Raw genomic sequence first — 14,810 nt, 5'->3', positions numbered from 1 at the left:
TTAGCAATATGATAAGTGCATTGTTTACAGCATCAATTTTGCTGTGCTAAACCGGTAAATTAGTATTTTTATTCAATGAAAAAGGTTATCCTCATCTTTGTATTTCTGTTTTTTCAGACTTCGTTTTCCCAACAGACAGATTTTCTTAAAATAAAAAGGTACAGAAAAGCCTTTTTAGAAGATGAGGTTAAAGAAACATCCGGATTGGATTTCTTTAATGGTAAACTTTATACTTTTAATGATAGTGGTAATAGCCCGGAGCTTTTTGAAATAGACAAGGGCTCAGGAAAGGTGTTGAATATCCTGAAAATTAAAGCTAAAAATAAAGATTGGGAAGCGCTTACTCATGATGACTCTCATTTCTATATCGGAGATTTTGGAAATAATACAGGAACTAGAAAAGACCTTGAAATTTATAAAGTTCCTTTTTCTAATGGCAGAATGGAAAACGACTATATTAGAACCCTTTCTTTTTATTATCCTGAACAAAAAGAATTTGTCCCCAAAAACACCAATAATGATTTCGATGCGGAAGCTATGATTTATTTGAATGGTAAACTGCATATTTTTACCAAAGAATGGTCCGCAAAAGCTACCTCACATTATACCATCGATCCAGAGGCGGATGAATTGCAGAAAGCTGAAAAAATAGAAACTTATAAAACAGATTTTGTAGTAAGCGATGCTGCTTATTTTGATCATAAACTCTATTTGGTTGGATACACCAAAAAAACAGAAGTTTTCCTTGATATTTTTAATGAAACTGAACCGGGAATCTTTTTTAAAGAGAGATTAAAGCACTATTATCTGGGAAGTGCCACCTCAATCGGGCAGATCGAAGGAATTGCCGTAGATGAAAAAGGCGTCTATATTTCCGGGGAGAAATTCCGTTATCCACTCGGAACTGTAAAGCAGAGTCTGTATTTTATTCCAAAAGAAGAATTCAAAGATTGAATTTTCTACTAAAATTGCCTGAAAAAAATTATCTTTGTGAATATTAATTATTATTTACCCATCACTCACAGATTGTGGCAAACATCGTAGAAGAAATCAAGCAACCGATCAATGAAGAAATGAAACTTTTTGAACAAAAGTTTTATGAATCTATGCAAAGTAAAGTTCCTTTACTGGATAAAGTGACACGTTTCATTGTTACGACCAAGGGGAAGCAGATGCGTCCTATGTTTGTATTTCTTTGCGCAAAGTTGGTAGGTGAAGTTACAGAAAAGACCTATCGCGGAGCCTCGATGATAGAGTTGATCCATACCGCAACGTTGGTCCATGATGATGTAGTGGATGAAAGTTTTAAAAGAAGGAATTTTTTCTCTATTAATGCTTTATGGAAGAATAAAATTGCAGTATTGGTTGGGGATTATCTCTTATCGAAATCAGTTCTGTTGTCTACCGACCATAAAGATTATGATTTACTTTCTGTTATTTCAAGGACCATAAGGGAAATGTCTGAAGGAGAGCTTCTTCAATTGGAAAAAGCCAGAAAGCTTGATATTACTGAAGATGTTTATTATGAAATTATCCGTCAGAAAACAGCAACCCTGATTGCCGCCTGTTGCGAAATAGGTGTTTTGTCAAATAACGCTGATGAAAAGCTCGCAAAAAGAATGCAGGACTTTGGAACTTATACCGGAATGGCTTTTCAGATTAAAGATGACCTGTTCGATTATCTAAGTTCAAATGTTATCGGGAAACCGGTGGGGATTGATATTAAGGAACAGAAAATGACACTTCCTTTGATCCATACCCTTACAATAGCAAGTGAAAAAGACAGAAAATACTATCTCAATACGATCAAACGCTATAATAATGATCAGAAGCGTGTAAAAGAGCTTATCGCTTTTGTTAAAAGCTCGGGTGGTCTGGATTATGCTATCAGTGTAATGAAAGATTTCCAGCAAAAAGCAAAAGACCTGCTTAATGAATTCCCCGATTCAGATGCTAAAAGATCACTCCACAGCATGCTGGATTATGTGATCGAAAGAAAATTCTAAAAGGGTCGGTACTTTTTTATCTCCCGTAAATAATTAATCCTTAAAGCGGTTTTTTCCTGTTATTGTTCTCTGTAATTGCCATCCGTTGGGAAATTCTATAAATGCTTTTATAATCAGATTATCTTAAAATAAAGTGAATTTGATTATATGGCCTAAATATTCATTTATATTCAACTCTACTTAATGTTTATCTTTCAATTCGGGATAAATGATTACATTATTCTTATGGTTACGATAATAACTGCCAGGACTATGCAGAATAAAGCAATTAAAAATAAATAATCCGCAATGTTCTCAAACTTGGTTTCTCTTTTTTCATTCTTCGTTCTGATGGCCAGAAATGAAAAAAAACAACTGCAGGCAAAAAGTATACAAGCAACCCCTGCAAATTCGTCCAGATACGTACTACCACTGATTTTAGTGATTTTCAATGAAGTGATTATAATCAGAGAAAATCCTAAAAGATTGCTGGATGCATTTAATATATGAGGTGATTTTTTTTCCATTTATACAAATTTATTTAAAATAAAACACAATTTGCCTTATTATCAAATTTTTAAAAAAGATTATTAAAAATTAAAATTAATTTAAAAAGTGTATATTAGCAAAATACTTCTAGAACTAAAAATTTTTATATTTGGCTATGCAAACAACCTATATTGAAACACAGAAGATTTCCTTTCAAGATTTTAAAAATCAAATACTTGAAGACTATAAATTAGGGAGAATCTCTCGTGAAATGTCTTACCTGGGGAGAAGAGAAGTTCTTACAGGAAAAGCTAAATTCGGGATCTTCGGTGACGGTAAAGAATTACCACAGCTGGCAATGGCGAAAGTTTTCAGAAATGGCGACTTCCGTTCAGGATATTACAGGGATCAGACCTTTGCTTTGTCCGTCAATGCGTTAACGGTTGAAAGCTTTTTTGCACAGCTATATGCAGATACCAGCGTAGAAAGAGAGCCGGCATCAGCAGGAAGACAGATGAACGGGCATTTCGCAACGAGAAGCTTACATGAGGACGGGAGCTGGAAAAACCTTATGGCTCAAAAGAATATTTCTTCTGATATTTCTCCTACAGCAGGACAAATGCCTAGATTATTAGGGTTAGCTCAGGCTTCTAAAATATATAAATCAGTACAATTTGAAGGTTCTGAAAAGTTTTCAAACAATGGAAATGAAATAGCTTTCGGAACAATTGGCGATGCTTCCACAGCAGAAGGCCATTTTTGGGAAACTCTGAATGCGGCTTGTGCGCTTCAGGTACCGATGATCGTTTCGATCTGGGATGATGGGTACGGGATTTCTGTTCCTACTAAAAACCAGAGAGCAAAGGCGGATATCTCTGAAATGCTAAGTGGTTTCCAAAGAAAAGAAGGAGAAAATCAGGGATGCGAGATCATTCAGGTAAAAGCGTGGGATTATCCTGCATTATTGGATGCCTACGCAAGAGCTGAACATTTTGCAAGAACTGAAAGTGTTCCTGTAGTTGTTCACGTCATTGAAGTTACGCAACCACAAGGGCACTCTACTTCAGGATCTCACGAAAGATATAAGAATGAAGAACGTCTTTCATGGGAAGCAGATTTTGACGGGTTGGTCAAGTTCAGAGAGTGGATTCTCAACTATTCCATTGAAATTGAAGGTAAAGAAGAGGTGATTGCAACAGCAGAAGAGCTGGATGCCATCGATGACGAAGCTAAAAAGACAGTAAAAGCCGGACAGAAACTGGCTTGGGAAAACTATCAGAAAACCATTTCAGACCTGTCAAAAGCAGTTTTACCTTTGGTGGAAAACCTTAAAGGTCAAAATGCAGAAATAGAAAATTACATTACTCATTTTAATAAATTAGTCTCAAAAGCTAAAAAAGATATCTTCCACTTGGTAAGAATGTCTTTACTGGCAATAAGAGGAACCAATACTCCTGAAAGAAACCAGTTAATACAGAAGTACAATGAGATCCTGGAAGTAGAAAAAGACAACTATTCTTCTCATCTGTATTCTCAGTCTCAGTGGAAGGCCGAAAACGTTAAAGAGATCAAGCCTGTATATTCAGACAGCTCAGAAGATGTGGATGGAAGAGTAGTGGTAAGAAACAACTTTGATAAAATTTTTGAAAAATATCCTGAAACCCTTGTATTTGGAGAAGATGCCGGAAACATCGGTGATGTAAACCAGGGACTTGAAGGAATGCAGGAGAAATATGGTGAAGTTCGTGTTGCAGATACGGGAATCCGTGAAGCGACTATTTTAGGCCAGGGAATCGGTATGGCAATGAGAGGTCTGAGACCGATTGCCGAGATCCAGTATTTAGACTATATCCTATACTGCCTGCAGGGAATGAGTGATGATCTGGCAACAGTTCAGTACAGAACAAAAGGAGGGCAGAAAGCACCCGTAATTATCAGAACAAGAGGGCACAGATTAGAAGGGGTATGGCATTCAGGTTCTCCGATGGCAGGAATTCTTAATCTTTCAAAAGGGATTCTGGTACTAGTACCAAGAAACCTTACAAAAGCTGCAGGATTCTATAATACAATGCTTCAGAGTGATGATCCGGCAGTAATTGTTGAGTGTCTGAATGGCTACCGTTTAAAAGAGAAGCAGCCTGATAACCTGGGAGAGTTTACTGTTCCTGTCGGGAAGATTGAAGTAACGAAAGAAGGAAAGGATGTAACGTTAGTAACCTATGGGTCTACATGGAGAATTGTAATGGAGGCAGCAGAAGAGCTGGAGAAATTAGGAATTTCTTCAGAGGTTATTGATGTTCAGTCTTTAATTCCTTTTGATTTAACAAACGAAATTGCTGAGAGTGTGAAGAAAACCAACAGATTGGTGGTGATCGATGAAGATGTGGAAGGAGGAACTTCAGCATTTATTCTACAGCAGATTTTGGAGAAGCAAAAAGCTTTCAGATATCTTGATTCTGATCCTTTAACAATTGCCGCAAATGACCACCGTCCTGCTTATGCAAGTGATGGAGATTATTTTAGCAAACCTTCTGCAGATGATATGGTAGAAAAGATCTATGCGATGTTTAATGAAACCAATCCTCAAAAATATCCGGCGATATTCTAAGGACAAAAAAAATATACAAAAAAGCTTCCGGGTTACCCGGAAGCTTTTTTTTGCATTATTGATTTCATTTAATTTTAATTCAGAAATTTATTATACAAAAAATCCCCGGAAAATTTGGGGATTTTAGCTGTAGAATCAATTAATCTTCGGGACAACTGCTTGATCCTGCATTACATGTCCAGTAACCCGGAAATCCGTTTTTGGGACGATGATAACAAGCTATTCCTTCTGTGCAGTCCGGTGGATTTCCACCACTAATTCTTTTTAATTCAGATTTGGATAATTTTTTTGAATTTTTCATATTGCTTTAATTTGTTGATTAGATTACAAATATAACAGTTTTGGTTTCACTCTTATTGGATTTATGACTAATCAAATAGTTCTTATACATATTATAAAACAGCTTCTGGTTTACAGAAGCTGTTTTTTAACCGATTAAATATTTAAAATTGTCATCAAATGACAAAGTGATTTTGTTAATTATAAACCGATATTTTTGGTAGGTTTTAATTGTCTTAAAATATTTTTTGGAATGGCATTCTTATGTACAAGAATAGCAGTCGACTTATATTCAACGTATGGTCTTGTTACATAGATATATCCTTCAAAATCATTGGTAACACCCCATGAGTTCTTTACCATATAATATTCTTTTCCGCTTTGATCTTTTGCTAAACCTACGATATGCATACCATGGTCATCCGTGGTTGAAAGGTTGTTAAGAGCTTTCTGACGCATATCTTCTGTGATCGCTTTGTCTTTTTTAGGCTCTGTAAACAATTCTTTTTTTACTTCAGGAGTGATCTGGTCAAGATCTACATCCGGAACATAAGCCACTCCGTTTTTATATGAAAAATAAGGCTCAGATACATCTGTTGCCCAACCTACAGAATATCCTTTTGAAATTGCATTGTCAACAATTGCAGTCATATCTGTCATCGGAATATTCCAGTCAGAATCATGGCTCCAGTTATCAGGAATCGGGTTTACAAATTTCTGGAAATAAGGATAATCTTTGTAAGAAGATAATTCTACATAATCTTCAGGATTGATTCCTACGACCTCCTTAGCAAATGTTTTCGGAGTGTAGGATTTCCCCTCATATGTAAAGTTAGTCGGAACTTTTCCAAGGTACTCATCCAGAATAACATCAACAGAAGACATCCAGTTGTCGGAAAGTTTTCCTTTAGATGAAGCCTGAACCAAACTATCTAATACAGTCTTTAATTTACCCTGCATTTCCTTGAAGTTGTTGGTGGTTTGTCCGGCTTTCAATCCTGTATACACTTCCTGAGGAACTGCACCGTACTTTTTGTACATATTGATTACATCGTGCAATTCACCTCCGTCTCCCCAACTGATAGCTCCGTTATTTAAAACATATAATTTTGCTTTGTCATGGTAAGAGTTTCTTGCGGTAAAGATTTCTGCCAGGTCTACAGGTTTTTTACCCATACGCTGCATTTCAGACTCAAGAAAAGAGTTCCCCGAGTAGCTCCAGCACGTTCCTGAAGATCCCTGGTTTTTTACTGAAGTAGCACCAACATCTTTAAGAGTCGTAAATTTAAAGTTAGCATTTTGGGATTGATTGTTTTTCAACTTGTTGATCAAGTCATCCTGTGCGAACATCATACTTCCTGCAGACAAAACAAAAAGTAATGAGGCAATTTTGTTATATTTCATTACTAAAAAGATTATTATTGAATAGTCGTTGTAATACAAGATTTGTTACAAAGGAAAAGGTTAAATTTTAAATTGGAGTTATTTGGGTGAAAAAGCAGGAATTCTATGTTACCATAATCAAGATAAAAACTTTAAATTTAATTTTCAAAAATTATTGAAAGTTCGAAAATTATTATTACATTTGTAATAGAAATTCAAAAAGAGATCAATATGCAACTTTCAGAGGCGAAGGAAAAATATATTCAGACATGGGGAACATTTGCTACCAATTGGGGGATTAACCGTACAATGGCGCAGGTTCATGCATTGCTTTTGGCAAGTGGAAAGCCATTATCAACAGATGAGGTAATGGAGCAGCTTGAAATTTCAAGAGGAAATGCCAATATGAATTTACGGGCTCTCATGGACTGGGGAATTGTAAAAAAGGAATTTGTAAAAGGAGACCGGAAAGAGTATTTCATTGCTGAAAAAGATGTGTGGTTTCTGTTTAAGCAAATCACAAAAGAAAGAAGAAAAAGGGAAATCGAACCGGTAATTTCTTTTTTAGAAGAATTAAAGAATATTGAAGACCGTGATTCTGATGAAGCCAAAGAGTTTATTAAGTTGATGGAAGATTTTAGTTCGGTTACGGGAAAGATTAATAATATCATGGATCTCGCGATCAAAAGTGATGATCATTGGTTGGTAGGAAAGATCACGAATCTATTAAAATAAGGCTAAAAAGGACAGTGTTCCTTTTTTATTTCAAATAAACTTTCAAAAATTATTGAAAATATAATAATTATGAAAAATTTAATCATTCATTTGTTTTTGATTTTGTACTTCTCGAAAAGAAAATCATTTTAAAATTAAGGATATGAAAACTCTAAAGAACCAGACCCTCATCTACGACAATGAATGTCCTATGTGTAATATTTACTCTAAAGGTTTTATACAATGTGGAATGCTTGATGAAAATGGGAGAGAGGCTTTTAGTGAATTGAGTGTTAAGAGCAGATCGGTTATTGATTATAAGCGGGCAAAAAATGAAATTGCGTTGATTGATCATAGCACAAATGAAGTGATATACGGTCTGGACAGCCTGCTTGCTATTATTGGAAACTCATTTCCGGTATTGGAGAAGATAGCGAGAATACAACCTTTTTACTGGTTTTTCAGAAAGTTATATTCTTTTGTGTCATATAACAGAAAGCAGATTATTCCATCATCTAAACCTTATACAGAAGAGTCATGTGTTCCCGATTTTAACATGAAGTACAGGATCGGATACATCCTGTTTGTGGTGATTTTTTCCTCCTGTATTTTAAGTGTATTTGTTACAAAAACGGGATTTGGTTTTAGCCGGAATTTTTTAAGGGAATTGGCCATTTGTTTAGGGCAGATCGCTTGGCAAACTGTTTTTTTAAAGGCCTACCTGAAAGATAAAATATGGGATTATATCGGAAATATGATGGCTGTTTTCCTGATCGGGACCCTGCTTTTATTGCCTGTTCTCTTTACAGAATTCAATTCTCTATTTTATATTTTTTACTTTGGAATTGTGGTTTTCATGATGCTTCTAGAGCACATAAGACGTTGCAAAATATTGGAATTGAATTTTATTCCGTCCATAAGTTGGATTATTTACAGAACTATTGTCTTGATCACTTTATTGTATTACTATGTCTAGAATTTATTTAAAAACAATCATTAAGGCAGACATCTGTAAAGTTTTTGATCTATCAAGGGATATTGATCTGCATCAGCAATCAACATCCGGTACAGACGAGAAAGCTATTGCCGGACGTATGCACGGACTTATTGAACTGAATGAAACGGTAACATGGCGTGCAAAGCATCTGGGAATATATCACACGCACACTTCAAAAATAATCAGTATGGAAAAGCCTCTGGAGTTTACTGATGTTATGCTGAAAGGAACTTTTAAATCATTAAAGCATCAACACCTTTTCAAACAGGAAGGAAATTACACGATCATGACCGATATTTTCGAATTTGAATCTCCTTTGGGAATGATCGGTATGCTGTTCAATTATTTTTTTCTTAAAGATTACCTCAAAGATTTTTTAGTAAAAAGAAATGAAATCATCAAAAAAAATGCAGAATTATGAACTTTTTAAAAGCTGAATGGCGCAAACTGGCGATCATCAATTATGAAATAGATCCTGAAATACTGATAAAATACCTTCCTGAAGGTACGGAACTTGATTTCTATAAAGGGAAATGCTATATAAGTCTTGTCGGATTTATGTTTTTAAATACCAGATTACTCGGTTTACGCATCCCTTTTCACCGCAACTTTGAGGAAGTTAACCTTAGGTTTTATGTGAAAAAAAGAGAAAATAATGCATGGAAAAGAGGAGTGGTCTTTATTAAAGAGATTGTTCCGAAACCGGCCTTAAGCTTTATTGCAAATGCTATCTATAATGAAAATTATAAAACGCTGCCGATGAAAAACGCAATAGCAAAAAAGGAACACGAAATGTTGGTTACATATTCATGGAAAGATAAAACATGGCATTCTATGGAAATTACTGCAGATCTTCAGGCACTTCCTATGGAATCTGATTCTGAATTTGAGTTCATTACCGAACACTATTACGGATTTACAAAAAATGATAACAAGACTTCCGAGTATGAAGTTTGCCACCCTCAATGGAAATATTATCTGGTAAAAGATCATCAGTTGAAGATAGATTTTGAAAGAATCTACGGAAAAGATTTTAAATTTTTGAACATTCAGGATCCTCTGTCTGTAATGCTTGCAGAAGGTTCCGAGATTAAAGTAAAAATAAAAAAATATATTATCTGAAACGGAGTTCAGAATAATTAACCCTCTAAACCCTAAATTTATGAAAATCATTATTGCAGGCGGTACAGGATTTCTTGGTGAAAACCTGAAAGAGTATTTCCGTGCTAATGGAAATCAGGTCTATATTTTAACCAGAAACCCTAAACATGAACACGAAATGTATTGGGATGCAACCCATATCGGTGAGTGGTCACATAAGCTTGAGAGCTGTGATGTCCTGATCAATCTTACGGGGAAATCTGTTGACTGCAGGTATAATGATAAAAACAAAAAAGAAATTTATTCCTCAAGAATTGAAAGTACAAGAGTTCTTCAAAAAGCGGTAGACCAATGCACTGACAAACCGAAAATATGGTTGAATGCAAGTTCGGCAACCATTTATGTGCACTCTGAAAAGAATCTGAATACAGAAGAAAACGGAGTTATAGGAGATGATTTTTCGATGAATATCTGTAAAAGCTGGGAAAAGGAATTCTTTGCCGTGCATCATGATGAGATAAGGAAAGTGGCGTTACGTACTTCTATAGTAATGGGGAAAAACGGAGGAGCTTTCCCAAAACTTTGTCAGGTTACAAAACTAGGGTTAGGAGGAAGACAGGGAAGAGGGAATCAGCATATTAGCTGGATTCATATTGATGATTTTTGTCGTGCCATTGAATGGATCATACATCATGAATACATTTCAGGTTGTGTTAATGTGACCGCTCCTCAGCCTTTAACTAATGAAGAATTAATGAAAAAACTACGGAAACGTTTACGAATTCCGTTTGGAATTAATTCCCCTGTGTGGCAACTGGAACTGGCGTCTGTATTTCTCAATACAGAAACAGAATTATTACTTAAAAGCAGAAATGTATATCCAGAAATACTTATGAAAAATGGCTTTCAATTCCTCTATCCTGATATTGATTCTGCCTTACAGAAACTTATCTAGGTTAGAAAATCCATAAAGGATTAGTTTTAATAAGCTAAAAACAGAAATTTCATCCGTGGGGAGAAAATATTTTTAAAAACCCTGAATGTTTAAAAGCTCTGAAGTTACTCATCAGGACTCATACAGGGAAGTAATTTTTGCGAGTTTACAGCAGGATGATTACATTAGCAAAAAGTATTTTTTATGCTGATTCCACAAAAAACTAAAACCTTTTTTCTTTCATCACTTTTCATATCGGCAACCTTTCTTTCACAGGCCCATAATGTTTCAAAAGGCTATGAGAAGCCAACGGACCCTTTGGTTGTGAAAAACCTGGAAGAATGGCAGGATCTTAAATTCGGACTGTTTATGCATTGGGGAACCTACAGCCAATGGGGAATTGTAGAAAGCTGGAGTCTATGCCCGGAAGACGAATCGTGGACCCAGCGTAAGCCTGAACACGGAGAAACATATAATGAATATGTGAAGAATTATGAAAATCTTCAGACAACATTCAATCCAACTCAGTTTAATCCCCGGAAGTGGGCTGATGCAGCTAAAAAAGCGGGAATGAAATATGTAGTTTTTACAACGAAGCACCATGATGGATTTTCCATGTTTGATACGAAAGAATCTGATTACAAAATAACGTCTGCTAAAACTCCTTTTTCTAAAAATCCCAAAGCAGATGTTGTACAAGAAATTTTTACCACATTCCGTAAAGAAGGATTTAAGATCGGAGCTTATTTTTCTAAACCCGACTGGCATTCCGATGATTATTGGTGGCCTTACTTTCCTCCAAAAGACCGGAATGTAAATTATGATCCTAAAAAATATCCGGAAAGATGGGAACGCTTTAAGAAGTTTACCTGGAATCAGCTCAATGAGATTACTTCAAATTATGGTAAAATAGATATACTGTGGCTGGATGGTGGATGGGTGCGTCCCTTTAAAACAATTGATCCTGCTATAGAATGGCAAAGAACCATTAAGGTGGAACAGGATATCGATATGGATAAGATTGGTAATATGGCCCGGAAAAACCAACCGGGAATCATTATCGTAGACCGTACAGTTCCCGGAAAATGGGAAAATTATGTAACTCCGGAACAGGCAGTGCCCGATCAGCCTCTTTCAATTCCCTGGGAAAGCTGTATTACCATGGGAGATTCTTTTTCTTACGTACCTAATGATCATTATAAGTCCTCCCAAAAGATCATTGAAACCCTCATTAAAATCATTTCAAGAGGAGGAAACTATCTGATGAATATTGCTCCCGGTCCTAATGGGGATTATGATGCTGTGGTATATGAAAGGCTGAAAGAAATATCCGGATGGATGGATAAGAATGGGGCAGCTGTTTTTGCAACAAGAACCTTGGCTCCTTTTCATGAAGGGGACTTTTATTACACCACGAGCAAAGATGGAAAAACGGTGAATGTATTCCATACCGATGAAAAAACAAGTTATGCAGCTCCTTCTGACCTGAGTTTTTCAGTCCCTGAAAACTTTACCCCTAAATCCCTGAAAATTCTGGGTATTGATTCGAAGATACAGTGGAAGCAGAAAGGAAACAGGATTGAGGTACACCTGCCTTCAGAACACAAACAGCTTATGTATTCAACTGTAATTCAACTACAGAAATAATGAAGTTCCGTTTTCGATTTCCAGGAATCGCTTTGCTATTAAGTCTAAGCTTTGTTTCCGCTCAAAAACCACTGTATAAAGATTCAAAACAACCTGTTGAGCTAAGGGTTCAGGATCTGCTCAAAAGAATGACGCCTGAAGAAAAGTTCTGGCAGTGTTTTATGATTCCCGGAGACCTGGATCATGTTTCCAAAGATCAGTACCGGCATGGGATTTTTGGATTACAGGTGAGTGCCACCAATCAAGGAGATGGTGCAGCAGGACAAATGCTAAAATATAATGCAGATGAGGATGCAGAGAGACTGGCGAGAAAAATCAATAGTATTCAGAAATATTTTATTGAAGAATCAAGATTGGGAATTCCGATTATTCCATTTGATGAAGCTTTACACGGTTTAATGAGAGAAGGCGCTACGGCCTTTCCTCAAGCCATTGCTTTATCTTCTTCTTTTAATCCAGGGCTGATGAAGGAAGTCTCCATGGCGATTGCAAAAGAATCGAAACTGAGGGGAATCCGTCAGATCTTAACTCCTGTAGTTAATTTGGCTAGTGATGTGAGATGGGGCAGAACAGAGGAAACATATGGAGAGGACCCGTTTTTGACCTCCGTGATGGGAACCGGTTTTGTGAGCTCATTTGAAAATACAGGAATCATTACGACGCCGAAACATTTTCTTGCGAACGTGGGGGAGGGAGGAAGAGATTCTTATCCTATCCACTGGAGCAAAAGATATCTGGAAGAAACCCACCTTATTCCGTTTTTTAAAGCATTTACAGAGGGAAAAAGCAGATCTGTAATGACTTCTTATAATTTGCTGGATGGAAGACCTGCCACAGCAAACCACTGGTTGTTATCAGAAAAATTGAAAAAAGAATGGAATTTTAAAGGATTTGTAATCAGTGATGCAAGTGCAGTTGGTGGTGCTAATGTATTGCATTTTACGGCAAAAGATTATGAGGATGCCTCAGCTCAGGCAATTAATGCAGGTCTGGACGTAATTTTTCAGACTGATTACAAGCATTACCGATTATTTATTCCACCATTCCTGGACGGAAGAATATCTCAGGAGAGAATAGATGATGCTGTTTCGCGGGTACTGAGGGCTAAATTCGAACTCGGGTTATTTGACGATCCATACATATCCGATAAAGATATTGAGGGCTTAAAAAAGCTTAATTATGCAAGTCTTGCAGAAAAAGCTGCAATAGAGTCTTTTGTTTTGCTTCAGAACAAAAACAACACACTCCCTGTTTCCGGAAATGCAAAAAGAATCCTTTTAGTAGGGGCTGATGCGACGGAAGCTAGATTAGGCGGGTATTCAGGACCGGGAAATCATAAGGTGAGTATATTGGAAGGCATTAAGAACTTTTGCTCAAAGAAAGGGATTGAGGTAGTATATGCTAAAGGACTTGAGCGCAATGTGAAAGATGTACTGACTGTTTCCGCTGAATTTTTATCTTTTGGAAACCGAAAGGGCTTGAAAGGATTTTATTTTTCAAATAGTGAATTCAAAGGAAATCCTGCATTTGAAAGACAAGATGAACAGATTAATTTTAAATGGACTTTGTATTCTCCTGATGTGGAAAAGCTTCAGCCGGATAATTACAGTGTGCGTTGGACCGGGCAATTAAAAGCTCCGGATTCAGGCAAATATCGGTTGGGGCTTCGTGGAAATGATGGTTTCAGGTTATATCTGGACGGTAAACTGGTTGTAGATCAGTGGGAAAAGCTAAGCTATTCCACTCAAACCACAGAAATAGATTTTGTTAAAAATAAAAGTTATGATCTTCAGATCGAATTTAAAGAAAACAGGGGCGAAGCTCATATAGAACTGATATGGAATTATGGTGTAGAAGATCAGAAAAAGAATTTTAATGAAGCCTTAGAACTGGCAAAAACGGCAGATCATATTATTGTCGCCGCAGGAATTCATGAAGGTGAGTTTCAGGATCGCTCATCTTTAGCCCTTCCCGGAAATCAGGAAGACTTTATTCATCAGGTGTCGAAGTTAAGTAAACCGACTACCGTGGTCTTAGTCGGAGGTTCAGCAATAAAAACAACAAAGTGGAAAGATGAGGTCGGAGCTATTTTAGATGTATGGTATGCTGGAGAGCAAGGGGGAAATGCAATCGCAAAAGTTCTTTTTGGGGACGAAAACCCATCCGGAAAACTGCCGGTTACGTTTCCACAGGAAGAAGGGCAGCTTCCGTTAACGTATAACCATCATCCTACCGGCAGGGGAAATGATTATTATGACCTGAGTGGCGAGCCATTGTATCCCTTTGGATATGGATTGAGCTATACGACTTTTGAGATTTCGGATTTACAATTGAACAAGACCCAATATCACACAAACGATACCATTATTGCAAAGGTTACTATTAAAAATACCGGAAAGGTGAGTGGAAGCGAAGTTGTCCAACTCTATGTAAGAGATAAATTGGCTTCAGTTTCCAGACCTGTTCTTGAATTAAAAGGATTTCAGAAAGTATATCTGAAACCGGGAGAATTAAAGAAGGTATATATAGAAGTTCCAGTAAAAGATCTGAAGTTTTTGGATGAGAAAATGAACTGGACCGTAGAAAAGGGGACTTACCGTATTATGATTGGGAACTCTTCCAAAAATCTGACTTTAAAGCAGGATGTTGAAGTTCAGTAATTTAAGATTGTGG

Annotated in this window: 13 protein-coding genes; 10 read left to right on the top strand and 3 right to left on the bottom strand. The window is 36.6% G+C overall.

Translation table 11 applies throughout. The features are described from left to right. Window positions 1-75 precede the first annotated feature (75 nt). On the top strand, window positions 76-954 hold the full coding sequence (locus PFY10_06860; protein ID WBV58162.1) for a hypothetical protein: 879 nt from the start codon (window positions 76-78) through the stop codon (window positions 952-954). A 74-nt stretch (window positions 955-1,028) separates the two neighbouring features. Continuing rightward, window positions 1,029-2,006, top strand: coding sequence for a polyprenyl synthetase family protein (locus tag PFY10_06855; protein ID WBV58161.1), 978 nt, complete (start codon window positions 1,029-1,031; stop codon window positions 2,004-2,006). 212 nt (window positions 2,007-2,218) lie between these two features. On the opposite strand, the gene PFY10_06850 is transcribed toward PFY10_06855, so the two are convergent. Then, complete coding sequence (locus tag PFY10_06850; protein WBV58160.1) at window positions 2,219-2,512, bottom strand: hypothetical protein; 294 nt, start codon at window positions 2,510-2,512, stop codon at window positions 2,219-2,221. A 137-nt stretch (window positions 2,513-2,649) separates the two neighbouring features. Between PFY10_06850 and PFY10_06845 the strand changes: the two genes are divergently transcribed. Beyond that, window positions 2,650-5,082 (top strand): thiamine pyrophosphate-dependent enzyme, encoded by a 2,433-nt coding sequence (locus PFY10_06845; GenBank protein ID WBV58159.1) that lies wholly within the window; start codon window positions 2,650-2,652, stop codon window positions 5,080-5,082. Window positions 5,083-5,221: 139 nt separating this feature from the next. Here PFY10_06845 and PFY10_06840 read toward each other — a convergent pair whose 3' ends face one another. Beyond that, entirely contained in the window at window positions 5,222-5,383 is a 162-nt protein-coding gene (locus tag PFY10_06840) for a hypothetical protein (protein ID WBV58158.1), read from the bottom strand. A 179-nt stretch (window positions 5,384-5,562) separates the two neighbouring features. After that, window positions 5,563-6,765, bottom strand: coding sequence for an aminopeptidase (locus PFY10_06835; protein WBV58157.1), 1,203 nt, complete (start codon window positions 6,763-6,765; stop codon window positions 5,563-5,565). 210 nt (window positions 6,766-6,975) lie between these two features. Between PFY10_06835 and PFY10_06830 the strand changes: the two genes are divergently transcribed. The 7 genes from PFY10_06830 to PFY10_06800 all read left to right on the top strand — a co-directional run bounded on the left by PFY10_06830 (window position 6,976) and on the right by PFY10_06800 (window position 14,797). Continuing rightward, window positions 6,976-7,479: a transcriptional regulator gene (locus PFY10_06830; GenBank protein ID WBV58156.1), complete on the top strand. Its 504-nt coding sequence runs from the start codon at window positions 6,976-6,978 to the stop codon at window positions 7,477-7,479. A 142-nt stretch (window positions 7,480-7,621) separates the two neighbouring features. Further along, window positions 7,622-8,434 (top strand): hypothetical protein, encoded by an 813-nt coding sequence (locus PFY10_06825; protein WBV58155.1) that lies wholly within the window; start codon window positions 7,622-7,624, stop codon window positions 8,432-8,434. Continuing rightward, window positions 8,427-8,876: an SRPBCC family protein gene (locus PFY10_06820; GenBank protein WBV58154.1), complete on the top strand. Its 450-nt coding sequence runs from the start codon at window positions 8,427-8,429 to the stop codon at window positions 8,874-8,876. Before PFY10_06825 ends, PFY10_06820 begins: the two co-directional genes overlap by 8 nt. Next, window positions 8,873-9,577, top strand: a complete 705-nt coding sequence (locus PFY10_06815; protein WBV58153.1) for a DUF2071 domain-containing protein — start codon at window positions 8,873-8,875, stop codon at window positions 9,575-9,577. Before PFY10_06820 ends, PFY10_06815 begins: the two co-directional genes overlap by 4 nt. Before the next feature lie 40 nt (window positions 9,578-9,617). Further along, the gene (locus PFY10_06810) at window positions 9,618-10,511 is read left to right on the top strand and encodes a TIGR01777 family oxidoreductase (GenBank protein ID WBV58152.1); all 894 of its coding nucleotides are present in this window, start codon (window positions 9,618-9,620) and stop codon (window positions 10,509-10,511) included. Window positions 10,512-10,694: 183 nt separating this feature from the next. Continuing rightward, window positions 10,695-12,137, top strand: a complete 1,443-nt coding sequence (locus PFY10_06805) for an alpha-L-fucosidase (protein WBV58151.1) — start codon at window positions 10,695-10,697, stop codon at window positions 12,135-12,137. After that, window positions 12,137-14,797: a glycoside hydrolase family 3 C-terminal domain-containing protein gene (locus PFY10_06800; GenBank protein WBV58150.1), complete on the top strand. Its 2,661-nt coding sequence runs from the start codon at window positions 12,137-12,139 to the stop codon at window positions 14,795-14,797. Before PFY10_06805 ends, PFY10_06800 begins: the two co-directional genes overlap by 1 nt. Window positions 14,798-14,810 lie beyond the last annotated feature (13 nt).

This window comes from Chryseobacterium daecheongense (assembly GCA_027920525.1).
GTDB lineage: Bacteria > Bacteroidota > Bacteroidia > Flavobacteriales > Weeksellaceae > Chryseobacterium > Chryseobacterium proteolyticum.
This window is presented reverse-complemented; position numbering and strand designations above follow the sequence as displayed.